The sequence below is a fragment of the Serratia sp. 22264 genome (assembly GCF_052045345.1).
In the GTDB taxonomy this organism is placed as follows: domain Bacteria; phylum Pseudomonadota; class Gammaproteobacteria; order Enterobacterales; family Enterobacteriaceae; genus Serratia; species Serratia plymuthica.
Genome location: NZ_JBQEOY010000001.1, coordinates 1,654,456 through 1,680,281 on the forward strand (window position 1 = coordinate 1,654,456; position 25,826 = coordinate 1,680,281).

Annotated in this window: 21 protein-coding genes, 2 tRNA genes, 2 other RNA genes and 1 pseudogene; 13 read left to right on the forward strand and 13 right to left on the reverse strand. The window is 52.8% G+C overall.

Going from position 1 to position 25,826, the window contains the following annotated elements; genetic code table 11:
• Positions 1 to 40 precede the first annotated feature (40 nt).
• Both ACTJJ1_RS07630 and ACTJJ1_RS07635 read right to left on the reverse strand, forming a co-directional pair.
• Positions 41 to 1,678 carry an ABC transporter substrate-binding protein gene (locus ACTJJ1_RS07630; protein ID WP_409442681.1) on the reverse strand — a complete coding sequence of 546 codons (1,638 nt, stop codon included), beginning with the start codon at positions 1,676 to 1,678 and terminating at the stop codon, positions 41 to 43.
• Between the two features lie 690 nt (positions 1,679 to 2,368).
• The gene (locus ACTJJ1_RS07635; RefSeq protein WP_004945318.1) at positions 2,369 to 3,013 is read right to left on the reverse strand and encodes a YchE family NAAT transporter; all 645 of its coding nucleotides are present in this window, start codon (positions 3,011 to 3,013) and stop codon (positions 2,369 to 2,371) included.
• Between the two features lie 521 nt (positions 3,014 to 3,534).
• Here ACTJJ1_RS07635 and adhE point away from each other — a divergent pair.
• Positions 3,535 to 6,207, forward strand: coding sequence for a bifunctional acetaldehyde-CoA/alcohol dehydrogenase (gene adhE / locus ACTJJ1_RS07640; RefSeq protein ID WP_440833020.1), 2,673 nt, complete (start codon positions 3,535 to 3,537; stop codon positions 6,205 to 6,207).
• A 125-nt stretch (positions 6,208 to 6,332) separates the two neighbouring features.
• On the opposite strand, the gene ACTJJ1_RS07645 is transcribed toward adhE, so the two are convergent.
• Entirely contained in the window at positions 6,333 to 6,917 is a 585-nt protein-coding gene (locus ACTJJ1_RS07645; protein WP_004945324.1) for a thymidine kinase, read from the reverse strand.
• A 700-nt stretch (positions 6,918 to 7,617) separates the two neighbouring features.
• Here ACTJJ1_RS07645 and hns point away from each other — a divergent pair.
• The gene (gene hns, locus ACTJJ1_RS07650; protein WP_004945327.1) at positions 7,618 to 8,025 is read left to right on the forward strand and encodes a histone-like nucleoid-structuring protein H-NS; all 408 of its coding nucleotides are present in this window, start codon (positions 7,618 to 7,620) and stop codon (positions 8,023 to 8,025) included.
• A 208-nt stretch (positions 8,026 to 8,233) separates the two neighbouring features.
• On the opposite strand, the gene ACTJJ1_RS07655 is transcribed toward hns, so the two are convergent.
• From ACTJJ1_RS07655 to rssA, 5 genes are all read right to left on the reverse strand, one after another.
• Complete coding sequence (locus tag ACTJJ1_RS07655; protein ID WP_004945331.1) at positions 8,234 to 9,244, reverse strand: NAD-dependent epimerase; 1,011 nt, start codon at positions 9,242 to 9,244, stop codon at positions 8,234 to 8,236.
• 9 nt (positions 9,245 to 9,253) lie between these two features.
• On the reverse strand, positions 9,254 to 10,597 hold the full coding sequence (locus ACTJJ1_RS07660) for a UDP-glucose dehydrogenase family protein (RefSeq protein WP_006325794.1): 1,344 nt from the start codon (positions 10,595 to 10,597) through the stop codon (positions 9,254 to 9,256).
• Between the two features lie 43 nt (positions 10,598 to 10,640).
• The gene (gene galU / locus ACTJJ1_RS07665) at positions 10,641 to 11,558 is read right to left on the reverse strand and encodes a UTP--glucose-1-phosphate uridylyltransferase GalU (RefSeq protein WP_004945340.1); all 918 of its coding nucleotides are present in this window, start codon (positions 11,556 to 11,558) and stop codon (positions 10,641 to 10,643) included.
• Between the two features lie 208 nt (positions 11,559 to 11,766).
• Positions 11,767 to 12,780 (reverse strand): two-component system response regulator RssB, encoded by a 1,014-nt coding sequence (rssB, locus tag ACTJJ1_RS07670; protein ID WP_004945343.1) that lies wholly within the window; start codon positions 12,778 to 12,780, stop codon positions 11,767 to 11,769.
• Positions 12,781 to 12,884: 104 nt separating this feature from the next.
• On the reverse strand, positions 12,885 to 13,787 hold the full coding sequence (gene rssA / locus ACTJJ1_RS07675) for a patatin-like phospholipase RssA (protein WP_004945347.1): 903 nt from the start codon (positions 13,785 to 13,787) through the stop codon (positions 12,885 to 12,887).
• A gap of 147 nt (positions 13,788 to 13,934) precedes the next feature.
• Here rssA and ACTJJ1_RS07680 point away from each other — a divergent pair, with 147 nt between their 5' ends.
• The 9 genes from ACTJJ1_RS07680 (at position 13,935) to ACTJJ1_RS07720 (ending at position 18,400) form a co-directional block, all read left to right on the forward strand.
• Positions 13,935 to 14,399, forward strand: a complete 465-nt coding sequence (locus ACTJJ1_RS07680; protein ID WP_020439162.1) for a YchJ family protein — start codon at positions 13,935 to 13,937, stop codon at positions 14,397 to 14,399.
• 126 nt (positions 14,400 to 14,525) lie between these two features.
• Entirely contained in the window at positions 14,526 to 15,374 is an 849-nt protein-coding gene (gene purU / locus ACTJJ1_RS07685) for a formyltetrahydrofolate deformylase (RefSeq protein ID WP_004945352.1), read from the forward strand.
• Between the two features lie 280 nt (positions 15,375 to 15,654).
• Positions 15,655 to 15,739, forward strand: a tRNA-Tyr gene (locus tag ACTJJ1_RS07690).
• Positions 15,740 to 15,865: 126 nt separating this feature from the next.
• Positions 15,866 to 15,950, forward strand: a tRNA-Tyr gene (locus ACTJJ1_RS07695).
• A 45-nt stretch (positions 15,951 to 15,995) separates the two neighbouring features.
• Positions 15,996 to 16,122: non-coding RNA, RtT sRNA (locus ACTJJ1_RS07700), on the forward strand.
• 45 nt (positions 16,123 to 16,167) lie between these two features.
• Positions 16,168 to 16,294, forward strand: a non-coding RNA gene (locus ACTJJ1_RS07705) — RtT sRNA.
• 179 nt (positions 16,295 to 16,473) lie between these two features.
• Entirely contained in the window at positions 16,474 to 17,046 is a 573-nt protein-coding gene (locus ACTJJ1_RS07710) for a TIGR00730 family Rossman fold protein (RefSeq protein ID WP_440833024.1), read from the forward strand.
• Positions 17,047 to 17,146: 100 nt separating this feature from the next.
• A complete protein-coding gene (xthA, locus tag ACTJJ1_RS07715; RefSeq protein WP_004945359.1) occupies positions 17,147 to 17,953 on the forward strand; it encodes an exodeoxyribonuclease III in 807 nt (268 codons plus the stop codon).
• A 45-nt stretch (positions 17,954 to 17,998) separates the two neighbouring features.
• Positions 17,999 to 18,400: a pyrimidine (deoxy)nucleoside triphosphate diphosphatase gene (locus tag ACTJJ1_RS07720; RefSeq protein ID WP_041416975.1), complete on the forward strand. Its 402-nt coding sequence runs from the start codon at positions 17,999 to 18,001 to the stop codon at positions 18,398 to 18,400.
• A 17-nt stretch (positions 18,401 to 18,417) separates the two neighbouring features.
• Here the strand turns inward: ACTJJ1_RS07720 and ACTJJ1_RS07725 are convergent, their stop codons facing one another.
• From ACTJJ1_RS07725 to ACTJJ1_RS07745, 5 genes and pseudogenes are all read right to left on the reverse strand, one after another.
• The gene (locus ACTJJ1_RS07725) at positions 18,418 to 18,711 is read right to left on the reverse strand and encodes a DUF1496 domain-containing protein (protein WP_004945365.1); all 294 of its coding nucleotides are present in this window, start codon (positions 18,709 to 18,711) and stop codon (positions 18,418 to 18,420) included.
• Positions 18,708 to 20,633: a DNA topoisomerase III gene (locus ACTJJ1_RS07730; RefSeq protein ID WP_440833027.1), complete on the reverse strand. Its 1,926-nt coding sequence runs from the start codon at positions 20,631 to 20,633 to the stop codon at positions 18,708 to 18,710. The genes ACTJJ1_RS07725 and ACTJJ1_RS07730 overlap by 4 nt, the downstream gene beginning before the upstream one ends.
• Positions 20,633 to 20,947, reverse strand: a pseudogene (locus ACTJJ1_RS07735) (hypothetical protein); the annotation flags it as partial. The gene ACTJJ1_RS07730 and the pseudogene ACTJJ1_RS07735, both read right to left, overlap by 1 nt.
• Positions 20,922 to 21,983: a selenide, water dikinase SelD gene (gene selD, locus ACTJJ1_RS07740; RefSeq protein ID WP_041416978.1), complete on the reverse strand. Its 1,062-nt coding sequence runs from the start codon at positions 21,981 to 21,983 to the stop codon at positions 20,922 to 20,924. The pseudogene ACTJJ1_RS07735 and the gene selD, both read right to left, overlap by 26 nt.
• A 154-nt stretch (positions 21,984 to 22,137) precedes the next feature.
• Positions 22,138 to 22,689 carry an NAD(P)H nitroreductase gene (locus tag ACTJJ1_RS07745; RefSeq protein WP_004945372.1) on the reverse strand — a complete coding sequence of 184 codons (552 nt, stop codon included), beginning with the start codon at positions 22,687 to 22,689 and terminating at the stop codon, positions 22,138 to 22,140.
• A 160-nt stretch (positions 22,690 to 22,849) separates the two neighbouring features.
• Between ACTJJ1_RS07745 and sppA the strand changes: the two genes are divergently transcribed.
• Positions 22,850 to 24,706, forward strand: a complete 1,857-nt coding sequence (sppA, locus tag ACTJJ1_RS07750) for a signal peptide peptidase SppA (protein WP_062791851.1) — start codon at positions 22,850 to 22,852, stop codon at positions 24,704 to 24,706.
• A gap of 94 nt (positions 24,707 to 24,800) precedes the next feature.
• On the forward strand, positions 24,801 to 25,817 hold the full coding sequence (ansA, locus tag ACTJJ1_RS07755) for an asparaginase (protein ID WP_004945378.1): 1,017 nt from the start codon (positions 24,801 to 24,803) through the stop codon (positions 25,815 to 25,817).
• Positions 25,818 to 25,826: the final 9 nt, after the last annotated feature.

A 25,826-nucleotide genomic window follows, 5' to 3' on the forward strand; every position in this document is an offset into this window, starting at 1 on the left:
CTGTATTACTCCTCGTTGTTGGCGTGGCGTAATACCCCTTTTACTGCTTGATGATGTACAGATTTTTTACGTCGGTATAATCCAGCGGATCTTTGCCGGTAAAGCCCCCGACCGACGGCCTGATCAGGCGCGCGCTGACACGGTAATACACCGGAACCAACGCAGAATCTTTATCCAACTGCGCTTCCGCCTGTTGATAAATCACGGCGCGTGCAGCCTCATCCGGCGCCTTCAGCGTACTGGCCATCAGGGCGTCAAATGCCGGGCTCTTGTAGAAGATAGTGTTCATGCTGCTACTGGAAACCACCAGATTCAGGAAAGCGCTTGGCTCGTTATAATCGCCGCACCAGGTCGCGCGCGCCACGTCGTAGTCCCCTTGATGACGGCTTTCCAACGAGGTTTTCCACTCCTGATTGCGCAACGTGACATCCGCCCCGAGGTTTTTCTTCCACATCGACGCCGCAGCGATCGCCTGCTGTTTGTTTTGATCAGAGGTGTTATACAACAGCGTGAACTTCAAAGGTTTTGCCGCAGTGAAACCGGCTTGCGCCAACAGTTTCTTCGCTTCGGCATTACGCTGCTCCTGGCTCCAGCCCGCCCATTCCGGCGTGGTGAATCTGGCGCCATCGGTAAAGGTTGGGGTGAAGTTGTACGCCGGGATCTGGCCCTGGCCCATGATTTTGTTGGCGATGATGTCGCGATCGAGCGTTAGCTTCACCGCAGTGCGCACCCGGGCATCGGTAAAAGGTGCGCGCTGATTATTGATCTCGTAATAGAACGTGCACAGGAACGGGTTAACGTGCAGTTGCTCCGGGATTTCTTTTTTCATCTTCACGAACAGATTCGGCGGGATAGCATTGTTGGTGATATCAATCTCACCGCTGCGGAAGCGGTTGACGTCGCTGACCTCTGAAGCGATCGGCAAGAAGGTCGCCTGGTCGATGACCGTTTTTTTGTTGTTCCAGTAGCTCGGGCTGCGCTCAAGCACAATGCGCTCATTCACCACCCACTCTTTCAGGCGGTAAGCGCCGTTGCCGACATAGTTGGCGGGCAACGTCCATTTGTCGCCAAACTTTTCAACTACCGCTCGTTTTACCGGTTTCAACGAGGTATGGCTCAACATGCTGACAAAGTACGGCACCGGCTCGCTCAGTTGAACCTGCAGCGTTTTGTCATCGATAGCCTTGACGCCAAGGGTTTGCGGGCTTTTCTTGCCGGTCAGGATATCGTCGACGTTTTCAATTTTGGCGTATTGCAAATAGCTGGCGTAAGGGGAAGCGATTTTGGGGTCGGCCAGACGCTGCCAACTGTAGACAAAGTCCTGCGCGGTAACCGGGGAACCGTCGCTCCACACTGCATCCGCGCGCAGGTGGAAAGTCCAGGTTTTAAAATCCTGGTTTTCCCAGGTTGTCGCCGCCGCCGGCACCACATGCCCATTGGCGTCGGTGCTGACCAATCCTTCCAGCAGGTTAAGAATGATATTGCTTTCAGGCGTTCCTTCGACCTTGTGCGGATCCAATGAAGCGACTTCGCTGCCGTTGTTGATCACAATGCTTTGCTGTTGGGCCAATTGCACCCCTGCCGGAACATCGGCCGCCTGTACGGAATAAACGGTGCAGATACCCAGCATGCCGGCAATGAACATGGTCAACGGCGTGCGCTTCATTGTTTGCTGCATAGTCGAGGCTCCTTTTCACCGACAAGCATTGCTTATCGATATTTGTGAAGTATTTATAAGAATTCTAAATAACGGACACCAGCAAGAATCGTTCCTACTTTGACGACGCTCTGCAATTATCTAAGCGAATAAAGTTGCTCGGAAATTAGCAGAAGCCAAATTCCATAGCCAATAATTTTTACAAAAATGTTAAGCAATTCTCTTTTATTGCCCAGTGTGCGATTTGCCCCACCGCTAACCAGACAACCCAATCAATATATAACAAATTGATTTTATTGAATAAAATTAAAATCAGCCTTGTACAATTTCTGCACCACAGGCCAGGACGCACCACAAAGAAACATTCAGTTAACAAAGAGCCCATTCAAAGAACAAACACCTGCTTATACGCGGTTAATCACTAATAACACCTGGATGAAAGCGAGACAAGCCCTACAGAATGATGTGACTAAATTAACAGCAGATTTGACATTAGGCAGGCTATAACGGGCAGAAAAAGCACAAGATAAGGGTCAGAAATAGCGATTAGAGCTTTTATTGAGCAGCAAAGTGAGATTTATGCCACATTATGGTGCAAGTGAAGAAAATTTATTCACATTCCGCACTATATTAATGCGAGCCAATAATTAATTTTAACTTTTAAAATTAATTTGAGTCGCGAATTATCCTATTCGCGACCCACTGACCTGATTACAACAGCCCCGGGAATATGGCTTTAATACCGGTGACAATAAACTCGATACCTAATGCCATCAGGAGCAGACCCATGATTCGGGTAATAACGTTGATGCCGGTTTGTCCCAATAAACGCACCAGCAAGGGAGCGGCACGGAACAGCAGCCAACAGCAGAAAGCAAACAATGCAATCGCCAGGCTAAAACCCAGCAGGTTTTGCCAATTGTGATAACGGGAACTCCAGACAATAGTAGAACTGATAGCGCCCGGCCCCGCCATCAGGGGCAACGCCAACGGCACCACGCCGATGCTTTCCCGGATCGCGCTCTCTGATTTTTCCTGTTTGTTCTGTTTATCTTCACCCAGCTTGCCGCTGATCATCGACATGGCGATGCTTACCACCAGAATGCCGCCGGCAATGCGGAACGAATCAATAGAGATGCCGAACATGCGCAAAATCCCCTCCCCCAGAAACAGCGAGGTCCACAGGATAATGGCAACCGACAGGTTGGCGGTCATGTTCGTTTTATTGCGTCCGGCCGCCGCCTGGTAGCTGGTCATGCTGATGAATACCGGCAAAATGCCCACCGGGTTCACCAGCGCAAACAGGCCGACAAAAAATTTAATGTAGCCGGAAAAATCCAACAGAGATTGGCCCACAAATGACTCCGCTTAAATAGCTTTGAAAAGTGATACTGCCTACGCGCGCTAATGTAATTGAATTGCCACGGGTAATCCATTGGCCAAATGCAGCATTTTTATCCATTAATAATAAAAGTTATGAAATAATTCACTATTGTTAAAGTAATGTGTGGTTTATGATTTTTTTATGTTTAAAAAACACGTCTGCCACACAGTTATCAAGAATAATTATCAACAACTCGAGCTGAATGGTGTCAGCCTGCACTTTTCATGATTTAAATCACAAAACCGCTAATCAAGAGTAGTTAAGCTCTTAGTCGTAGTCAGGGAGTAGAACAGGTTAAGGAAAAAGAGGTATCTCTGTTCAGCCCACCGGTCTTCCCCAGAGGCAGTGGGAAAGCTCTTTAAGCAAATCAGCAGCATGCGTTGCACAGTATGGAAAGCCCTTGTTTTTAAGCAGCATTTTCCGCTTAGGTGTCTATACTAGTTGCTCGCACGGCTTATTTACTGAAAGAGTTTAACATTATCAGGAGAGCATTATGGCTGTAACGAATGTCGCTGAACTGAACGAGCTAGTCGCACGTGTCAAAAAAGCCCAGCGCGAATATGCCAACTTCACTCAAGAGCAAGTTGATAAAATCTTCCGCGCTGCTGCCCTCGCCGCTGCCGATGCCCGTATTCCCCTGGCCAAAATGGCCGTTGAAGAATCCGGTATGGGTATCGTTGAAGATAAAGTGATCAAAAACCACTTCGCTTCAGAGTATATCTACAACGCGTATAAAGATGAAAAAACCTGCGGTATCCTGTCTGAAGACGATACTTTTGGCACGATCACCATCGCCGAGCCTATTGGCTTGATTTGCGGTATCGTACCGACCACCAACCCAACCTCTACGGCTATTTTTAAAGCGCTGATCAGCCTGAAAACCCGTAACGGCATTATCTTCTCGCCACATCCGCGTGCGAAAAACGCCACCAACAAAGCGGCGGATATCGTGTTGCAGGCGGCCATCGCTGCCGGGGCACCAAAAGACATCGTCGGCTGGATTGACCAGCCTACCGTTGAACTGTCCAACCAGTTAATGCACCACCCGGACATCAACCTGATCCTCGCTACCGGCGGCCCAGGTATGGTGAAAGCCGCCTACAGCTCCGGCAAGCCTGCAATCGGTGTTGGTGCCGGTAACACTCCGGTGGTGGTTGACGAGACAGCGGACATCAAACGCGTTGTTGCCTCTATTTTGATGTCTAAAACCTTCGACAGCGGCGTGATTTGCGCCTCCGAGCAGTCTGTCATCGTCGTTGACTCCGTCTATGATGCAGTGCGTGAGCGTTTCTCTTCCCACGGCGGCTACCTGCTGCAGGGCAAAGAGCTGAAAGCGGTCCAGGACATCATTCTGAAAAACGGCGGCCTGAACGCGGCCATCGTCGGCCAATCTGCGCCGAAAATCGCTGAAATGGCCGGCATCAAAGTGCCTGCCAGCACCAAGGTACTGATCGGTGAAGTGAAATTGGTTGATGAATCCGAACCTTTCGCTCACGAAAAACTGTCTCCGACGCTGGCAATGTATCGCGCCAAAGATTTTGAAGACGCCGTCAGCAAAGCGGAAAAACTGGTCGCCATGGGCGGTATCGGCCATACGTCCTGCCTGTACACCGACCAGGATAACCAACCGGAACGCGTTGCCTTCTTCGGCGACAAGATGAAAACCGCACGTATCCTGATCAACACCCCGGCGTCTCAGGGTGGTATCGGTGACCTGTACAACTTTAAACTCGCTCCGTCACTGACGCTGGGCTGCGGTTCCTGGGGTGGTAACTCCATCTCTGAAAACGTCGGTCCAAAACACTTGATCAACAAGAAAACTGTAGCGAAGCGAGCAGAAAACATGTTGTGGCATAAACTTCCGAAATCAATCTACTTCCGCCGTGGCTCATTGCCTATCGCGCTGGAAGAAGTAGCGACCGACGGGGCAAAACGCGCCTTCATTGTGACCGACCGCTACCTGTTCAACAACGGCTACGCAGACCAGATCACCACGGTTCTGAAATCGCACGGCATTGAAACAGAAGTGTTCTTTGAGGTAGAAGCTGACCCAACGCTGTCCATCGTGCGTAAAGGCGCCGAACAGATGAACTCCTTCAAACCAGACGTGATCATCGCGCTGGGCGGCGGTTCACCGATGGATGCTGCGAAGATCATGTGGGTGTTGTACGAGCATCCGGAAACCCATTTCGAAGACCTGGCGCTGCGCTTTATGGATATCCGTAAACGTATCTACAAGTTCCCGAAAATGGGCGTCAAAGCAAAAATGATTGCCGTCACCACTACCTCAGGTACCGGTTCTGAAGTCACGCCGTTTGCGGTAGTGACCGACGATGCGACCGGCCAGAAATACCCGCTGGCTGACTACGCATTGACGCCGGATATGGCGATCGTTGACGCCAATCTGGTGATGAACATGCCGAAATCCCTCTGTGCCTTCGGCGGCCTGGATGCGGTTACCCACGCACTGGAAGCTTATGTATCGGTACTGGCGAACGAATACTCTGACGGACAGGCGCTGCAAGCCCTGAAATTGCTGAAAGAATATCTGCCAGACAGCTACAAGGAAGGCGCCAAGAACCCGGTAGCCCGTGAGCGTGTGCACAACGCCGCGACCATTGCCGGTATCGCGTTTGCCAACGCCTTCCTGGGGGTTTGCCACTCCATGGCCCACAAACTGGGCTCTGAGTTCCATATCCCGCACGGCCTGGCCAACGCCATGTTGATCTCCAACGTCATTCGCTATAACGCGAACGACAATCCGACCAAGCAGACGGCCTTCAGCCAGTACGACCGCCCACAGGCACGTCGCCGCTACGCTGAAATCGCCGACCACCTCGGCCTGAGCGCCCCGGGCGACCGTACCGCGCAAAAAATCGAGAAGCTGCTGGTATGGCTGGATGAGATCAAAACCGAGCTGGGCATCCCTGCTTCCATCCGTGAAGCCGGCGTGCAGGAAGCCGACTTCCTGGCGAAAGTCGACAAACTGTCCGAAGACGCCTTTGACGACCAATGTACCGGCGCCAACCCGCGTTATCCGCTGATTGCCGAACTGAAGCAAATCATGCTGGATACCTTCTACGGACGTAAGTTTAGCGAAGCGGACGAGGAAGAAGTTGTGGTTGCACCGGTTGCGGCCAAAGCGGAAAAAAAGTCCAAAAAATAACGGTTCATTGAGCCGACAAAAAAACCGCCGAAAGGCGGTTTTTTTATGTTGATGAATCATTCATTCGGCCTTACGGCACGGTAGCGCTAAAACGCCCCACAATGCGTGCTACGCTGCCCAGTGGCTTACTCCAGTGCGTGTATGGCTTCCTTGTAATGTTTGCGGCAAACGGACACGTAGCTCTCGTTACCGCCTATCACGACCTGTTCACCTGCATGCATTGCCTGGCCGCTTTCATCCAGCCTCAGAACCATATTCGCCTTGCGGCCGCAGTGACAGATGGTTTTTAACTCCACCAGTTTATCCGCCCAAGCCAGCAAATATTGGCTGCCGATAAACAGCTCACCCAGAAAGTCGGTGCGCAACCCATAGCACAACACCGGAATATCCAGTTGGTCGACTACGTCGCACAATTGCTCAACCTGTGCTTTCGTCAAGAATTGGCTTTCATCCAATAACACGCAGTGTACCGGCTGCTGCTGATGTTCCTGAGCAATCATGGCATAGAGCATGGAGTCATTATTATAGAGCTGCGCCTGAGACGACAATCCGATGCGCGAACTCACCTTCCCTACGCCAAAACGATGATCGATTTCGGCAGTAAACACCAACGTGCGCATACCACGTTCTTGATAATTATATGAAGATTGTAACAGCGCGGTGGATTTTCCTGCATTCATAGCAGAATAATAAAAATAAAGTTGAGCCATGGGCCCGCAACTCCAATGGTATAAGAAATATTCAGACGTTGATTCAAGCGCTAAGTGTACCATATCCCGTAGGCCTGCTCATGCTCTGGGTTCTCAATATCCTGGGAAAGGTAATAGCAGGCTTTCAAATGAAACATTTCGTTCTGATCCAGCCCCTCTTTTACATCTATTTACAGGATAATCTTTGCCTGCCATCACTATTAATTACCGCTAATGATTTGCCCTCCGCATTAATGGTTAAGCTAGTGGAGAGACTCCGTCGCACGACTGCCCCCCGGTAACAGACTCAAATCTATTAACCCCAAAAGGGAGCACCGAGAAATTTAATGACATAAAACAGACAAAGGCACAGTTCTTGACGTTATCTTTACCCGCATACCCCCATTGTTTACAATGTCTGCATACTAAAACACGTGATTAAGCCCACAGAATTCGTCGTAATATCGATATAAAACACAATTATAACTTAGCCATAAATGCCTTACAGCCCCATCAAACATAGTGCGGCTGTTGAAAATTTGACTTAAAAATGGAGGTTGTAATACTTAACATCCCTACCTATATTAGCCAAACGGATCTGATTAACCGTTTTTTTAAAGATAAATTTGAGCCCTCCTTTCAATTTGGCTATTGCAGAAAAGAAAAGAGCACTCTATTATTATCCAGACGCCCCCCACCAATATAATTTGAGACTAGGATAATGAGCGAAGCATTAAAGATTTTGAACAACATCCGTACTCTACGCGCACAGGCAAGAGAATGCAGCCTGGAAACGCTGGAAGAGATGCTTGAAAAACTGGAAGTTGTTGTGAACGAACGTCGCGAAGAAGACAGCCAGGCTCAAGCAGAAGTGGAAGAACGTACCCGTAAACTGCAGCAATATCGTGAAATGTTGATTGCTGACGGTATTGACCCAAATGAACTGCTGCAAACTATGGCTGCGACTAAAGCCGCTGGTAAAGCCAAACGTCCAGTACGTCCAGCTAAATATCAATATAAAGACGAAAACGGCGAACTGAAAACCTGGACCGGCCAGGGCCGTACCCCGGCAGTGATTAAGAAAGCTATCGAAGAGCAAGGTAAATCTCTGGACGATTTCCTGCTGTAATAGCATTTCGCTGCACGTTAAAAAGGCTCCCTATGGGAGCCTTTTTGTTATGTGTATTTTCTGCCTGCCAAGCCCACAGCTTAGCTTTGACGCAAATATCCACCCACGCCAGGCTCCCCATTCTTCTTATCGCCTGAGCTATCCCTGGCGTTTTTCAAGACATAAAAAAGGGGCCGCAGCCCCTTTATAACATTGTCTGGTTGTTCAATTACTGAACTTTATAAAATGACTTATACCACTCGACAAAGCGTTTCACGCCTTCTTCAACACCGGTTTCCGGCTTGAAGCCGATAACGCGATAAAGCTCGGCGGTATCCGCGCTGGTATCTAAAACGTCGCCAGGTTGCATCGGCAGCATATTCTTGCGCGCCTCAATCCCTAACGCCTGCTCCAGTGCGCGAATATATTCCATCAACTTCACCGGGCTGCTGTTGCCGATATTATAGACACGATAAGGCGCAGAACTGCTTGCCGGTGAACCCTGCTCGACCGTCCATGCCGCGTCAGCCTGAGGAATAACCGCCTGCAACCGCACAATAGCCTCAGCGATATCGTCAATGTAGGTAAAGTCGCGGTGCATCTCGCCGTGGTTATATACGTCGATGCTTTCGCCCGCCAATATGGCCTTGGTAAATTTAAACAACGCCATATCCGGGCGGCCCCACGGGCCATATACGGTAAAGAACCGCAGGCCGGTGGTCGGAATACCATATAAGTGGGAATAGCTGTGCGACATCAGCTCATTGGCTTTTTTGGTTGCCGCATACAATGACACCGGATGATCAACTGAGTCTTCCGTCGCAAAGGGCAGTTTACGGTTCAGACCGTATACCGAACTGGAGGAGGCATATAACAGATGCTCAACTTTATTGTGACGACACCCTTCCAGCACGTTTAAATGCCCAATGAGATTGGCATCCGCATAGGCCAGAGGATTTTCCAGCGAATAACGTACACCCGCCTGCGCACCCAGATGAATCACCCGTTGAAACTTTTGCTCTGCAAACAGCCCCGCCATACCCTCGCGATCGGCCAGATCCAGCTTAATAAACTGAAATTCAGATTTATCCGAAAGCAACTCAAGGCGGGCCATTTTCAGGCCCACATCATAATAATCATTCAGGTTGTCGATACCGACAACCTGATGCCCGGCAGCCAACAAACGCTCAGCAATATGATAACCAATAAACCCTGCAGCGCCTGTAACCAGGAATTTCATGTTCACCCCTTAAATAACCGGCTGAATGGACGCGCCACGGCCGATTGCATAATACGTGAAACCGCGACTTTCCAGACGTTCTGGATCAAACAGGTTGCGGCCATCAAAAATGACAGGCTCTTTAAGAGAACCTTTAACCACATCGAAATCTGGCGCACGGAAATTCTGCCATTCGGTACAGATAACCAGTGCGTCAGCCCCCTGCAGCGCCGCCTCTTTGGTGCCCACCAGCTTCAGGTCGTCACGCTGACCATAGATACGCTGTACCTCGTTCATGGCTTCCGGGTCGAAGGCTTGAACGATAGCACCCGCTTCCCACAGTTGCTCCATCAGTACGCGACTGGAGGCCTCGCGCATGTCGTCGGTGTTGGGTTTGAACGCCAACCCCCACAACGCAAAGGTTTTGCCTTTCAAATCTTCACCGAAGTGATGTTTGATAAATTTAGTCAGCTTATATTTTTGCTGATAGTTAACCTGCTCTACCGCCTGCAACAGTTTTGGCTGGTAACCAATATGCTCCGCAGTGCGGATCAGCGCTTGAACGTCTTTCGGGAAGCATGAGCCGCCGTAGCCACAGCCCGGATAGATGAAGTGGTAACCGATACGTGAGTCAGAACCGATCCCCTGGCGCACTTTCTCAATATCCGCACCCAACATTTCGGCCAGATTGGACATTTCGTTCATAAAGCTGATCTTGGTCGCCAGCATACAGTTGGCGGCATATTTGGTCAGCTCGGCGCTGCGGATATCCATCATGATCATGCGATCGTGATTGCGGTTGAACGGCTCGTAAAGCTCACGGATAGGTTCGATAACCTCTTTGTTATCGGTACCGATAACAATACGCTCCGGACGCATGCAGTCCGCTACCGCCGCGCCCTCTTTCAGGAACTCCGGATTGGAAACCACGTCGAATGGCACTGTGCTGCCGCGTTTTTTCAGGGTTTCTTCCATCACCTGGCGTACTTTATCCGCAGTACCGACCGGCACTGTAGATTTGTCGATCACCACCTTGCGATCGGTCATATGTTCCGCGATGGTGCGCGCTACGGCAGTCACGTATTTCAGATCGGCAGAGCCGTCTTCATCCGGTGGCGTCCCCACGGCGATGAACTGAATGGTACCGTGTGCAACACCGGCTTTAGCGTCGGTGGTGAAGTGCAGACGACCCGCTTCATAGTTTTGCTGCACCAGCGGCGTCAGACCGGGTTCAAAAATGGGGATATTCCCGTTCTTCAGGTTTTCGACTTTACGCTCGTCTACATCAATACACATAACGTCATGGCCGACTTCTGCCAATACCGCAGCCTGTACCAGGCCAACATAGCCAATACCAAAAACTGTTACTTTCATGGGAAAATCCTAGTTTTTCAAATTAAGACGAAAGATAAATAAATTATTTCTTATCAGCGGCCAACAGTTGTTGCAACCACTGAGAAAATTCTTTGCCAAGGCTGGCATGGCGTAGACCATACTCGACGAAAGCCTGCATGTAGCCCAGCTTGTTGCCGCAGTCATGGCTCACCCCTTTGAGGTGATAGGCTTCTACGGTTTCCTGCTGCATCAGCATTTCAATACTGTCGGTAAGCTGGATCTCGCCGCCGGCGCCTGGAGGCGTTTTCGCCAGCAACGGCCAGATATCGGCAGAAAGCACATAGCGGCCAACAATAGCCAGGTTTGACGGCGCTTCGTCTGGCGAAGGTTTTTCGACCACACTGACCATCGGAGCGCTTTCACCTGCTTGCAGTTCATAACCTTTGCAATCAGCCACGCCATAATTGCCGACATCTTTCTGCGGCACAGGTTCAACCATAATCTGGCTGATGCCGGTTTGTTCGAACCGCTGCAACATTTCGTGCAAATTGTCTTTTTTCAGATCGGCGCTGTACTCATCGAGGATCACGTCCGGCAAAATTACGGCAACCGGCTCATCGCCCACCAATGGATAAGCGCACATGATGGCATGCCCAAGGCCTTTCGCCACCCCTTGACGCACTTGCATCACGGTGACGCCCTTCGGGCAAATAGACTGCACTTCATCCAGTAGTTGGCGCTTAACGCGTTTTTCCAGCATCGCTTCCAGCTCAAAACTGGTATCGAAATGGTTTTCAATCGAATTCTTGGAGGAATGGGTGACCAGCACAATCTCGTTAATCCCTGCCGCAATGCATTCGTTGACCACGTACTGGATCAATGGCTTGTCAACCAGCGGCAACATTTCTTTTGGGATGGCTTTTGTCGCCGGCAACATTCGTGTTCCCAAGCCTGCAACCGGGATCACTGCCTTTCTGATTTTACGATTTACAGCAGGCATTATTTCCTCTCTCTAATAGAATTGGCGCTCATTTTGTGAGCTTCTTCTGCCATACAAAAAACCTTCGGAGTATACCAGTTTATGACTGTCTGGCATTAGTCTGAGCACAAATAGAAAAAATTTAGGACAATTACCCAATCAGATTTTCTGAGATAAAAATAAGTATGTTGAATATCTTAATTTCAAATAATATTTTTACAACTGCTTGCTATTCGGCGCTAAGCATCAGCCGCAGCCTGCCCCCAGAGCCCCAAACCTGACACTGCCAGGCGGAACAGTGCTGGCTGATTTGGTTCATGTAGGTTGCGCCCAGCATCCCCAGAGGCACGCCGTTGCTCAGTTGGATTTGATTGTCACCGGTATTCACATTGGCATGCAGGCCCGCAGAAACCAGAATCAGGTTTTTATATTCGGCGTGATAATAACCAACTAACAGAGGGAATTGCCCTTCCAGCTTGCCTTGGCGCAATAATTGATTAACTTGCTTTAACAGTGTTGTCATTTGCGGCAACCGATGACGCTGATTAACTAAATGATCCTGCAATAACCCGTTAAATAAAGCACGCAGCAACAGCGCAGCCAATACGCCATTATCACCGGCGCGGGTAACATCCAGGCAATAGAAAGCCAGATCCTTATCCGACAGTGCGGCTATATCGAGCACCAACCCCGGATTCTCGCTGGTGGTTAATTGCCGATAATTAATCCGACAATGGGCTACGGTCTGTTGCACCGGCGGCTGAAGCTGTTTGAGTAATTTTACCGCTTCGGAAGGATTTTTACTCAGCGCATTCCAATCCTTGAACAGCTCTGCTTCTTCCAGAGCCGGAGAGGTAAACATATTGGGATATAAACACCCCAATACCGCTTCACGCAGTCGGTTCAGATCGGCCACCGGTTTCAGCAACACGTCCTGCACGCCCAAACGCAGCACCTTGGCGATATCCGCCATTTTATCCGTGGCCGAAATCACCAGCACCGGGATTTGCAGGCCTTGCAGCCGCAGATGTTCGACAAACTCGATCCCGCCCATTTCCGGCATGGCGAGATCGCACAAGATTAAATCGGGATGGACATCGTCGACGGCACTCAGCGCCTGCAAACCATTGGTCGCTTCACTGGTCTCCGCTCCCAACGATTTCAAATAGCCAACAAGCACGGAACGAAACACCAGTTCGTCCTCGACGATCAAAATCCGCTTGTGAGTGAGTGGTAATGCCATCAGCCGAGCCTCTTCCCTTTTCATAGTGTAATAGTGGCTCAAAAAGGGCATTTACGCTTGCCGGAAAATGTCCCAACCGCACGTTGCCCCCCTGAAGCCGGCAGCTATTTATTTTTTATCAATGGCAACAGCATATCGAGCTGTTTTTCCACCGCCAGTTCGCCGGCTTCAATCGCCTCATTGGCGCGGTGAAAGTCCAGCGTTGAAATTTGCGGGCAGTAGGGTTGAATCAACACATCGGGCGGATCGCCGGCCATGCGGTTGCGTTTCAGGCGATTTTCCAACACCTGTATCGACGTCCCCATGATTTCCATCGCCGTTGGCGTGAAGTTAGGCTTTCTCAACGTCATCTTGCTGATTCGTTCGCGCAAACGCCCCCGCCAGTTGCGGGCTGGGAGATCGTTCGGCTCTTCCATATCATTGCGAACCGAGAACAAATCCTGCTGCATCAAATGCGCGTCATGTTGCAGGTCAACGGCGATGACGATATCGGCGCCCATCGCGCGAGTTAATGAGATGGGAACCGGGTTAACCACCGCACCATCCACCAGCCAATAACCGTCGAACCACACCGGCGCCAACAAGCCGGGCATGCTGCATGAAGCTCGTACCGCCTGATGAATATCCCCTTTCGTCAACCACAACTCCCGCCCGGTACTCAGATTAGTCGCCACGGCACCGAATTTCAGAGAGCACTCGGCAATATCATCGATCTTCAACAACTGCCCCACCGCATTGAACACCCGCTCGCCCCGCAACAGGCCGCCCCGCTGCCAGGACAAATCCATCAACCGAATCACATCCCAATAACTGAACGAACGCACCCACGTCTCCATGGCGGGCAGACGATGGCTGGCAAAAGCGGCCCCCACCAGCGCGCCAACCGAGCAACCGGCTACTATATCGACCTCAACGCCCAATTTCTTTAGCGCGTTGATGACACCGATATGCGCCCAGCCTTTGGCCGCCCCCGCCCCTAATGCCAGTCCCACTTTAATTTGTCGCATAACGCCTGCCCTTTGCCCGGTAAATTGTATCAAACCTGCTGTCAGCGTAGATTGTCACGACCGAATAATGTTAGGTAACATATGCGCTAAATTCATTTCATCATCGTTGGCCCGTTCTTTTTCGTGCCGGCCATTTTAGGAGTTACCTTGCCTGAATTATGCCCCTGTGGCGGCGGTCTGGAGTATAGCGCATGCTGCGAACCCTACATTAACGGGGTCAGATTCGCCCCCACTCCAGGCACGTTAATGCGCTCGCGCTTTAGCGCCTACGTAAAACACAATGTTGATTATCTGATCGCCACCTGGCATCCCGATTGCCATGCCAATGAATGGCGCAAGTCCATCGTCGACAGCTTCAAAGGCACCGAGTGGCTTGGTCTGACTGTAGTAGAAGAAAAAGAAGGTCATGATACCGGCGAAGGTTTTGTAGAATTCATTGCGCGCTTCGTTGACGCCGACAGCGGCGAACACAAGGCGATGCATGAGCGTTCGCGCTTCCTTCAGCTTGACCAACGCTGGTACTATATTGATGGAACCAAACCCCAGCCTGGCAGAAATGCAATTTGCCCCTGTGGTTCAGGTAAAAAATATAAAAAATGCTGCGGGCGTTAGCCGGTTGTCATTGTGTCCCATAGCGTTCAAGCCGCAGCCGACCAGGCTACCGTTTGAAGATGAAGACTATAAAAACTCTCGCCTGCACAGACAGGACGTTCAGTATCAGACAGGATCCTCATTCCCATGCCACACCAAAATGTACAAAGAAAAGTTTTGCGCACCATCTGTCCGGATGCCAAAGGCCTGATCGCCAAGATCACCAACATTTGCTACAAACATGAACTCAACATTGTTCAAAACAATGAGTTTGTTGATCACCGCACCGGGCGTTTCTTTATGCGTACCGAGCTGGAAGGTATCTTCAACGACACCACGCTGCTGGCAGATCTCGACAGCGCCCTGCCGACAGGCTCTGTTCGCGAACTGCACAACTCCGGCCGTCGCCGCATTGTGGTACTGGTGACCAAAGAAGCACATTGTCTGGGCGACTTGCTGATGAAAAGTGCTTACGGCGGTCTGGATGTAGAGATTGCTGCGGTTATCGGCAACCACGATACGCTGCAAACGCTGGTGGAACGCTTCGATATTCCGTTCCATCTGGTCAGCCATGAAGGGTTGACGCGCGACCAGCACGATCAAAAAATGGTGGCTCAGATCGATCAATATCAACCGGATTACGTGGTATTGGCCAAATATATGCGCGTGCTGACCCCGGCATTTGTTCAGCATTACCCGAACCAGGTGATCAATATCCACCATTCGTTCCTGCCGGCCTTCATTGGCGCACGGCCTTACCATCAGGCTTACGAACGCGGGGTAAAAATCATCGGCGCTACCGCGCACTACGTTAACGATAATCTGGACGAAGGCCCAATCATCATGCAGGAGGTAATTCATGTTGATCACACCTATTCTGCTGAAGATATGATGCGTGCCGGGCGTGACGTAGAGAAAAACGCGCTCAGCCGCGCGCTGTATCATGTGTTGGCCCAGCGGGTATTTGTTTACGGTAACCGCACGGTTATTCTGTAACGGCCAAATATATCCGATAAATTTCAAGTTGCCGCCAGGTGCCACTCGCTTATCCCCAGGGGCGAATATTTCTGCCCCCTGGGGTGAGCCAGCGCAGTCAAAAACGCGACAGCTTGAAAGGTTAGGGGTATAAAACGGGGCCTTTCGTTCAGGAATGCACCGCCACGGGCAAAAAATCGGCAAACGATTCATTTTCTGCATTTCAATACTTTACACGCGCGCTTCATTTGATATGATGCGCCCCGCTTACCGAGACAGACGTTTCGCAAGCAAGGCCAGTGGTGGGGTTCCCGAGCGGCCAAAGGGAGCAGACTGTAAATCTGCCGTCATAGACTTCGAAGGTTCGAATCCTTCCCCCACCACCATCTTCTCTCTGTTGATGAGAGCACAGCGAAAGCTGAGGCTACATAAAACACCGAGGAGACAACGAAACCGGCCAGGTTTCTTCCGGGCAAAACCGGAGCGACAATTTGTAAATCCATGAATATCATGGTGGGGTTCCCGAGCGGCCAAAGGGAGCAGACTGTAAATCTGCCGTCACAGACTTCGAAGGTTCGAATCCTTCCCCCACCACCATCCTTGTACTTCCCCCTTAATTTAAATCAAACTCAGCCGTAGCCTGTAATTCCCTTTCGGGGAAGGATGAGAAGCTTCGACAAGGTTCGAGTCTCACAGCGTGAGACAACGCGCTTCAGCGCGGCCCGCAGGGTGAGTCGCGCAGCGGCGAATAATCCTTCCCCCACCACCATCCTTGTACTTCCCCCTTAATTTAAATCAAACTCAGCCGTAGCCTGTCGTTCCCTTTCGGGGAAGGATGAGAAGCTTCGACAAGGTTCGAGTCTCACAGCGTGAGACAACGCGCTTCAGCGCGGCCCGCAGGGTGAGTCGCGCAGCGGCGAATAATCCTTCCCACACCACCATCCTTGGACTTCCCCCTTAATTTGAATCAAACTCAGCCGTAGCCTGTCGCATCACTAATCAAAATAGTTGCACGTCACATTTATCAGTTACCTTAACCATTGACCTCACGCTCAGCTTGAACTCCGGTCAACAATTCGCTATACCACTGACTTCTTTAATGCAGTAAGGAAAAAAGTGCATGCGTAACAATATCTGCGTTTTTTGTGGTGCCAGCGAAGGCGCTAACCCTGCTTATGCCGATAATGCCCGGCAATTGGGCCGGACGCTTGCCAGCCAGGGCAGACGTCTGATCTATGGTGGCGGTAAAAAAGGGTTAATGGGCATTGTGGCGGACGCAGTGCTTGAAGCCGGTGGTGAAGCCGTGGGTATCATTCCTGAACGGCTGGTAGAAGCAGAAACCGCGCATCGTAGTCTGACCGAACTGGAAGTCGTGCCGGACATGCACACCCGCAAAGCACGCATGGCGGCCCTGGCGGACGGTTTTATCGCCCTGCCCGGCGGTATTGGTACTCTGGAAGAACTGTTCGAGATCTGGACCTGGGGCCAGATCGGTTATCACAGCAAACCGGTTGGCCTGTTGGATGTAAACGGGTTCTATCGCCCGTTGAACAATTTCTTGCAGCATGTAGCCGATGAGGGCTTTATGCGCCATGACTACCTCGGCACCCTGCACCTCAGCGAATCACCGCATATCCTGCTGCAACAATTCGACGATTACCAGCCAAAGAATTACGATCGCTGGGCAAAATGATCCCATCCCGCTGGCGGCAAGTGCCGCCGGCCTGCGTTACATTTCCGGCCAAACTCTGCTACTATCTCAACACATTTTTCTCGCGAAAACGGCACCGCTCATGAAGTTTGTCTCTTTCAATATCAATGGACTGCGCGCGCGTCCGCATCAACTGTCCGCAATTATCGAACAGCACCAACCCGACGTGATTGGCCTGCAGGAAACCAAAGTTCACGATGACATGTTCCCGCTGGAAGAAGTCAGCCAGCATGGCTATCACGTGTTCTATCACGGCCAAAAAGGCCACTACGGCGTCGCACTGCTGACTAAAGATGAGCCGATTGCCGTACGCCGCGGGTTCCCTACCGACGATGACGACGCGCAGCGCCGCATCATCATGGCCGATCTGGCCACACCTCAAGGCACATTGACCGTAATTAACGGCTATTTCCCGCAGGGAGAAAGCCGTGACCATCCGACCAAGTTCCCGGCCAAATCACGCTTCTACCAGGATCTGCAGAACTACCTGGAGCAGCAACTTTCCGTGGAATCGCCGGTGCTGGTGATGGGCGACGTAAATATCAGCCCAAGTGATTACGATATCGGGATCGGTGAAGAAAGCCGTAAACGCTGGTTGCGCACCGGCAAGTGCTCCTTCCTGCCGGAAGAGCGCGAATGGATGGACCGCTTGCTGAACTGGGGCCTGGTAGATACCTACCGCCATGCCAACCCGGGGCGCAACGATGAATTCTCATGGTTTGACTACCGCTCACGAGGGTTCGATGAGAACCGGGGTCTGCGCATCGATCTGCTGCTGGCCAGCACGCCGCTGGCGGCGCGTTGCACCGCAACCGGCATCGATTACCAGATCCGCGGGATGGAAAAACCGTCGGATCACGCCCCGGTCTGGGCAGAATTCTCGCTGTAATTCCTCCAACCCCGGCAATTGCCGGGGTTTCACGCTGTGGTACGCATGAAAATTATCGACGTCGTCGCTGCCATCATTGAAAAAAATGGCAAAATTTTACTGGCTCAACGCGATGCAAACAGCGATCAGGCCGGCTTATGGGAGTTTCCCGGCGGTAAGGTCGAGGAAGGCGAAAGCCAGCCGCAGGCGCTGGCCCGTGAGTTGGATGAAGAGTTGGGAATTATGGCGAGCGTAGGGAATTACGTCGCCAGCAACCAGTGGCAACACAACGAACGCATTATCCGGCTGCATGCCTGGCGTATTGAAGCATTCAGCGGCGAATTGCAAAATCGCTGCCATTCTGATTTTGTCTGGCTAACACCGGAACGGGCGTTCGACTATGCCTTGGCCCCGGCGGATGTGCCGCTGTTAACGGCCTATATTGCCTCTTTGCCGCCCAAGAGCTAAACGGCAACGTTACCTCGTCACTTTTTCAAGCGGATCCAGATCAACGGATTGGTGCCAACCACGTTGGGATCGCGAGTGCATTGCAGCACTTCCCCTTCGACCTTGAGCACCGCCCCTTCAGAATAGTGTTGATCCTGATAAATGCAGCACCGGCTGCAAGGCTGTGCTGCCGGCTGGGCGACGGCGTCTTTCGCCGTGCCCCAGATTTCCGGCGCCACCGGCAACACTACATCCACATCACCACGATTGGCCGCCGCAACAGTGGAAAACAACAGCCCACCTGCGGCCAGCATCAGTAACCCATGATTCACTCGCTTTTCTCCCGCGCCTTGCCGGCGCTTTTCTTGCGTTTTTTTGCCCCGGCGGAAGGCGACGGCGGCAACCCGCGAAACGCCATACTCGCCCGGCTTTGCTTGGCCTGATAAATCAGCTCCTGCAAAGTGCCTACCAAGGGTTGCATAAAGTCCTGATAGCGGCAGGATTTTTCACTGATTTGCGTCAGCGTAGCCTCCCAGTTGGCCGTCATATCAGGGCGAGCCGCAATATCCGGCAGCGAATGGATCAACGCCCGACCGGTCTCGCTGGAATGAATATAACGCCCTTTCTTGTACAAAAACGCCCGCTTGAACAGCAACTCAATGATGCCCGCACGCGTCGCCTCGGTACCTAAACCATCGGTCGCTCGCAGGATTTTCTTTAGCGCTTTATCTTGTACGAAACGCGCTATGCCAGTCATGGCAGAAAGCAGACTGGCATCGGTGAAAGGCCGCGGAGGCTGAGTCTGGCGTTCCACTACCTCACCACGTTCGCACAATAGCGAATCATCTTTCGCCACCACCGGCAACGGAGAACCTTCGTTTTCTTCGTCGCGTTCTTTGCTGCCCAGCAGCGTCCGCCAGCCCGCTTCGGCCAGGAAACGCGCTTTGGCAACAAATTTCCCCCCGGCGATATCCAGCTCAATCACGCATTTGCGGAACATGGCATCCGGGCAAAACTGCATCAGGTACTGGCGCGCCACCAACCCGTAGACGTTCAATTCGTCCTGACTGAGGCTCACTTTGCTGGCACGGGCAGTAGGAATAATGGCATGGTGGGCATCAACTTTTTTATCGTCCCAGCAACGGTTGCGACGATCGCTGTCGATCACCGGCTGCGGGTAAAGATCCGGTTGATGAGCGCTGATCGCGTTAAGCACCGCATGACGCCCGGCAAAATGTTCTTCCGGCAGATAGCGGCAGTCGGAACGCGGATAGGTGATCAATTTATGCGTTTCATACAACCGCTGGCAGACATCCAGCACCTGCTGCGCACTCAGGTTGAAACGTTTGGAAGCCTCAATCTGCAGCGTCGAGAGCGAAAACGGCAGCGGAGCGGTATCTGATTCCCGTTTATCATTATAGGACGTGACCAGCGCAGGCTGGCCCTCGATGCGTTTAAGCACGTGCTCCGCCAGCGGCCGATGCAGCAGACGCCCTTCTTCGTCCTGATAAGGCTCGCAAGAATCACTCGGCTGCCAAAGCGCGACAAAGCGCTCTTCCTTTGGCGTCACGATGTGCGCTTTGACTTCAAAGAAGTCTTTTGGCACAAAGTTTTCAATCTCTTCATCACGCCGCACCACTAACCCCAACACCGGCGTCTGCACCCGCCCAACGGACAACACGCCGTCATAGCCGGCATTTCGCCCTAAGATGGTATAGGCTCGGGTCATGTTGATGCCATACAGCCAGTCAGCGCGGGAACGCGCCAGCGCGGAGACGCACAGCGGGATAAAGTCGCGGTTGTCACGCAGCCGTTCTATAGCGCGCTCCACCGCCTGCGGGTTGAGATCGTTAATCAGGCAACGGCGCACGCTGTGACGTTTTTCCGGCGTCAACGCCAGATAGTCCAGCACCTCATCCACCAGTAATTGTCCTTCGCGATCCGGGTCACCGGCATGCACTACCTCGTCAGCATCATGTAATAGCTTTTTAATCGCATTAAGCTGTTTACTGACCGAGGGACGCGGCTGCAGTTGCCACTTTTCGGGGATAATGGGCAGATCCGCCAGCGACCAGCGCGCATAGCGGCTATCGTAGGCATCCGGCTGCGCCTGCTCTAGTAAATGGCCCACACACCAGGTGACCACATCATTGTTGCCACAGGCAATAAACCCGTCACCGCGACGATGCGGTTTGGGAAGAACGTCGGCAATGGCGCGCGCCAAACTCGGTTTCTCGGCAATAAACAGTCGCATTATTCACCGTTATTCTGGCTGTACGTCATCAGGAATTCTCTTACTTCAGCATCATTCCCGCGGAAAGCGCTCCGTCGGGATTTCTTTTCCAATTGATAGTGATACATCGGATCATAATCGTGCCGCAACACCGGCACCAGCCACTTCTGATGCGCGTCACCCTTGCCGCCGGCATGCTGGAACTGCAACGCCCATTCAGGCCGCTGCGTCGGCAACGGGAAGCGTTCCATTAGGCGACGGCCACCATGCTGTTTTTTCAGCAATAACACAGCCAGACGATTCTCAAAATCAATCTGCGTGTTTGACACTGACAACCTCAATCAGCGGCTTGCCCGACCTCGGCGAATGCAATTCACCGATGGCGGTTAGCTGAACACCGTGGCGCTCGGCAATCGCCAGCACCTGCTGTTCTGCTGCGGGAAGCACCGCCAGCAACAGGCCACCGGAAGTTTGCGGATCGCACAACAACTGACGCTGCAGATCGGTCATGTCACCAATCAGGTGCCCGTAGCTGTCAAAGTTACGCCCAGTGCCGCCCGGCACGCAGCCTTCGGCAATATAGCGTTCGACATCCGGCAGTTTCGGCACCTGATCAAACCATAACGTCGCCTGCAAATCTGAACCCTGACAAACTTCGCTCAGGTGACCCAGCAGGCCGAAACCGGTGACGTCGGTCATCGCCGTCACGCCGGCGACCTCGGCAAAATCCGCTCCCGGTTTGTTCAGTTGACACATCACTTCCGTCGCCAAGCCTGCATGTTCAGGGCGCAGTTTGCTTTTCTTCTCCGCGGTGGTCAGCACACCAATACCCAGCGGCTTGGTAAGGAATAATTGGGTGCCGGCTTGCGCAGCGCTGTTTTTCTTTACCCGGTCGGTATTGACGATGCCGGTTACCGCCAGGCCAAAAATGGGTTCGGGGGCATCAATCGAGTGGCCACCGGCCAGTGCAATACCCGCCTGCTGGCAGGCGTAACGCCCGCCGTCAATGACCTGCTGCGCCACTTCCGGCGACAGTGTGGCGATCGGCCAGCCGAGTATGGCTATCGCCATGATCGGTTTGCCGCCCATGGCATAGACGTCGCTGATGGCGTTGGTGGCGGCGATGCGGCCGAAATCGAACGGGTTGTCGACGATCGGCATAAAGAAGTCAGTGGTACTGATGATGCCAACGCCGTTGCCGATGTCATACACCGCAGCATCGTCACGGGTCTCATTGCCAACCAACAAGCGCGGATCGACAAACTTTTCCCGTTCGCTGTGCAGAATGGTTTCGAGAACTTTCGGTGAGATTTTGCAGCCGCAGCCTGCACCATGGCTGTACTGGGTCAAACGGATCGCTGGCGATGTCATATACCACTCCCTTCGGTTAACGGCATTCAAGATATCATAGGGTAGCGCTTGCCGACGGGATTGATAAGAGCGGGCTGCCGATAACCGTACAGCCTGCTCAGAAACAACGCAGAATTGCGGGATTCGGCGCATTTTCGCGCAACCCCGCAGGGGATCAGAAGTAACTGACGAAAGGTGTGCTGTCGGGGGCGACAACTTTAGTAGCGGCTTTCAACTGTGGCGTGCCCAGATAGAGGAAACCGACGATTTCGTCTTGCTCACGGCACCCAAAAGCTTCGCGAACCAGCGGGTGTTCGGTCCAGGCACCCGTGCGCCAGATCCCGTTGAAGCCCTGCGCCAGGGCGGCCATCTGCATCGCCTGTACCGCGCAACCGGCAGAAACCACCTGCTCCCAACGCGGCACTTTGGTTTCTTCGTTGCAATGCGCCACCACCGTGATGATAAGCGGGGCGCGGAACGGTGCCTTTGTGGCCTTTTCTACCGCAGCGTCGTCCAGTTGATCCTGTTTCGCAGCAGTTTGTAACAATTGGCTGAAACGCTCCAGACCCTGATTCTCGATCATCACAAAGCGCCACGGCTGCAGCGCCCCGTGATCGGGCGCACGAAGGCCCGCATTGATGATATTCTGGCGAATATCCCCCGTTGGCGCTGGGGCCGCGAGGCGTGATGCAGAACGGCGATTCAGTAAAAGATCCAGTGCATCCATCGTAAACTCCCAATAATAATTTTCATTACGATCACGTTAACATAGCTCAACGGTGAGTTACAGCCTCGGCGATAGCTCCCGTGACTCACGATTTAAAGCTGACTTTTCTTCGGCCGCTCATTAGGATAGCGGGACATTCTCGACTCTTGTTGGAGAGCACATGCGCACATTGTGGCAAATCATTGCCGGCGTTTTCAGGTGGACATGGCGTCTGCTGAACTTTATCAGGGAACTGATCCTTAATCTGTTCTTGGTGTTGCTGATCCTGGTTGGGGTCGGTATTTATCTTTCATTCCAGAGTTCCACTACCCCTGCCGTCCCGACGAGCGGTGCGCTGCTGGTTGATTTGAGCGGCGTGGTCGTTGACCAACCGTCAATGAACAACAAAGTACGCCAGTGGGGCCGCGAACTGCTGGGCGCTTCCAGCAACCGTCTGCAGGAAAACTCGCTGTTCGACGTGGTCGACAGCATCCGCAAGGCCAAAGACGACAAAAACATTACCGGCATGGTATTGCAGTTGAATGACTTTGCCGGCGCCGATCAGCCTTCGCTGCAGTACATCGGCAAAGCACTGCGCGAATTCCGCGATAGCGGTAAACCGATCTTCGCCATCGGCGACAGCTATAACCAGACGCAATATTATCTGGCCAGCTACGCCAACAAGGTTTACCTGTCGCCGCAAGGCGCGGTCGACCTGCATGGCTTTGCCACCAACAACCTGTACTACAAATCGCTGCTGGAAAAACTCAAGGTCACTACCAATATCTTCCGCGTCGGCACCTACAAGTCAGCCGTGGAACCCCTGATCCGCGACGATATGTCACCGGCGGCGCGCGAAGCCGACAGCCGTTGGATCGGCGGGCTGTGGCAAAACTATCTCGATACCGTGGCGGCCAACCGTCAGATCACTCCGCAGCAGCTGTTCCCGGGCGCGGCAGGTGTACTGACCGGCTTGCAGGCGGCCGGCGGGGATACCGCCAAGTTTGCGCTGGACAGCAAATTGGTGGATGAGCTGGCGTCACGCACCGTTATCGAGAACCAACTGATCAAAACCTTCGGTTGGGATAAACAGGCGAATGATTTCAACGCCACCAGCATCTACGATTATCAGCCCAAACCAACGCCGGATCAGGGCGGCAAAATCGCCGTGGTGTTTGCCAATGGCGCCATCATGGATGGCCCGCAAACGCCGGGCGCCGTTGGGGGAGATACTACCGCCGCGGAACTGCGCCAGGCTCGTCTTGACCCGTCAATCAAAGCGGTGGTGTTCCGCGTGAACAGCCCAGGCGGCAGCGTCAGCGCCTCCGAAGTGATCCGTTCTGAACTGGCTGCAGTGCGTGCCGCTGGCAAACCTGTGGTGGTGTCAATGGGCGGTATGGCGGCCTCTGGTGGCTATTGGGTCTCTACGCCGGCGGACTACATCATCGCCAGCCCAAGCACCCTCACCGGGTCCATCGGCATCTTCGGGGTCATCAATACCTACGAGCAAACGCTGGACAGCATCGGCGTGCATACTGACGGCGTCGCAACTTCGCCGCTGGCGGACCTCGCCGTGACCAAGGCGCTGCCGCCGGAATTCTCGCAAATGATGCAGTTGAATATCGAGAACGGGTATAAGAACTTTATCGATCTGGTTGCCAAATCACGCAAAATGACGCCGCAACAGGTCGATCAGATCGCTCAGGGCCACGTGTGGCTTGGCAGTGACGCCAAAGCCAATGGCCTGGTCGATCAGTTGGGCGATTTCGACGATGCGGTGAAGAAAGCCGCCGAGTTGGCGAAGCTGAAACAGTGGCAGCTTAACTGGTTTGTCGATACCCCAAGCCTGACCGACATGGTGCTCAGCCAGTTTGGCGTGTCAATTCACGCCATGTTGCCGGCGGCCATTCAGTCGATGCTACCGGCTCCACTGGCATCCGTCGCCATGGCGGTGAAAGAACAACCTGGATTGTTCAATAATCTGAACGATCCGCAAAACCGCTATGCCATCTGTTTGACCTGCGGAGAGGTTCGCTAACAAAATAATCCTGAGCCCGGCACACGCCGGGCTTTTTTTCTGCCGTTATCCCCCTATAATTCAGCCCATCTTATTTTCTGTTAAAACAATTACTATGCAAAAAAAATCCATTTACGTCGCCTACACCGGCGGGACCATCGGCATGCAACGCTCTGAACAGGGCTACATTCCGGTTTCCGGCCACCTGCAACGCCAACTGGCGCTGATGCCTGAGTTTCACCGGCCGGAAATGCCGGACTTCACCATTCATGAATACGCACCGCTGATCGACTCTTCAGACATGACGCCGGAAGATTGGCAGCACATCGCCGACGACATCAAACGGAATTACGATAGCTATGACGGCTTCGTCATTCTGCACGGTACCGACACCATGGCCTTCACCGCTTCAGCGTTGTCGTTCATGCTGGAAAACCTGGCCAAACCGGTGATCGTGACAGGTTCGCAAATCCCGCTGGCAGAACTGCGCTCAGATGGCCAAACCAACCTGCTCAACTCGCTCTATCTGGCCGCCAATCATCCGGTAAACGAAGTCAGCCTGTTCTTCAACAACAAACTGTTTCGCGGTAATCGCACCACCAAAGCGCATGCAGACGGTTTCGACGCCTTTGCTTCGCCCAATCTGCCCGCGCTGCTGGAAGCCGGTATTCACATTCGCCGCCAGAACGGCATCGACAGCCCGGTTTGCAACGGCGAACTGCAGGTCCACAACATCACGCCGCAACCGATCGGCGTGGTGACGATTTATCCGGGCATTTCCGGCGCTGTGGTGCGCAACTTCCTGCTGCAACCGGTGAAAGCGCTGATTCTGCGCTCTTATGGCGTGGGCAATGCGCCGCAAAAAGCGGAGCTTGTCGACGAATTACGCGATGCGTCCGAACGCGGCATCGTAGTGGTGAACCTGACCCAATGCATCTCAGGCCGGGTGAACATGGAAGGTTATGCCACCGGTAATGCCTTGGCCCATGCAGGTGTCATCAGCGGCTTTGACATGACCGTCGAAGCGGCGTTGACTAAACTGCATTATTTGCTGAGCCAACCGCTGACGCCGGAGCAAATCCGCAGCCAGATGCAGCAAAACCTGCGCGGCGAGCTGAGCATTACAGGCTAAGTTTACCCA

Excerpts from the sequence above, each read along its gene's own strand:
- sppA (WP_062791851.1), top strand. The coding sequence starts at position 22,850 with ATGCGCACATTGTGGCAAATCATTGCCGGCGTTTTCAGGTGGACATGG.
- ansA (WP_004945378.1), top strand. The coding sequence starts at position 24,801 with ATGCAAAAAAAATCCATTTACGTCGCCTACACCGGCGGGACCATCGGC.
- ACTJJ1_RS07630 (WP_409442681.1), bottom strand. The coding sequence starts at position 1,678 with ATGCAGCAAACAATGAAGCGCACGCCGTTGACCATGTTCATTGCCGGC.
- ACTJJ1_RS07720 (WP_041416975.1), top strand. The coding sequence starts at position 17,999 with ATGAAAATTATCGACGTCGTCGCTGCCATCATTGAAAAAAATGGCAAA.
- ACTJJ1_RS07730 (WP_440833027.1), bottom strand. The coding sequence starts at position 20,633 with ATGCGACTGTTTATTGCCGAGAAACCGAGTTTGGCGCGCGCCATTGCC.
- rssA (WP_004945347.1), bottom strand. The coding sequence starts at position 13,787 with ATGCGACAAATTAAAGTGGGACTGGCATTAGGGGCGGGGGCGGCCAAA.
- ACTJJ1_RS07655 (WP_004945331.1), bottom strand. The coding sequence starts at position 9,244 with ATGAAATTCCTGGTTACAGGCGCTGCAGGGTTTATTGGTTATCATATT.
- ACTJJ1_RS07745 (WP_004945372.1), bottom strand. The coding sequence starts at position 22,689 with ATGGATGCACTGGATCTTTTACTGAATCGCCGTTCTGCATCACGCCTC.
- ACTJJ1_RS07710 (WP_440833024.1), top strand. The coding sequence starts at position 16,474 with ATGCGTAACAATATCTGCGTTTTTTGTGGTGCCAGCGAAGGCGCTAAC.
- xthA (WP_004945359.1), top strand. The coding sequence starts at position 17,147 with ATGAAGTTTGTCTCTTTCAATATCAATGGACTGCGCGCGCGTCCGCAT.
- adhE (WP_440833020.1), top strand. The coding sequence starts at position 3,535 with ATGGCTGTAACGAATGTCGCTGAACTGAACGAGCTAGTCGCACGTGTC.
- ACTJJ1_RS07660 (WP_006325794.1), bottom strand. The coding sequence starts at position 10,597 with ATGAAAGTAACAGTTTTTGGTATTGGCTATGTTGGCCTGGTACAGGCT.
- purU (WP_004945352.1), top strand. The coding sequence starts at position 14,526 with ATGCCACACCAAAATGTACAAAGAAAAGTTTTGCGCACCATCTGTCCG.
- galU (WP_004945340.1), bottom strand. The coding sequence starts at position 11,558 with ATGCCTGCTGTAAATCGTAAAATCAGAAAGGCAGTGATCCCGGTTGCA.
- selD (WP_041416978.1), bottom strand. The coding sequence starts at position 21,983 with ATGACATCGCCAGCGATCCGTTTGACCCAGTACAGCCATGGTGCAGGC.
- rssB (WP_004945343.1), bottom strand. The coding sequence starts at position 12,780 with ATGGCATTACCACTCACTCACAAGCGGATTTTGATCGTCGAGGACGAA.
- ACTJJ1_RS07645 (WP_004945324.1), bottom strand. The coding sequence starts at position 6,917 with ATGGCTCAACTTTATTTTTATTATTCTGCTATGAATGCAGGAAAATCC.
- hns (WP_004945327.1), top strand. The coding sequence starts at position 7,618 with ATGAGCGAAGCATTAAAGATTTTGAACAACATCCGTACTCTACGCGCA.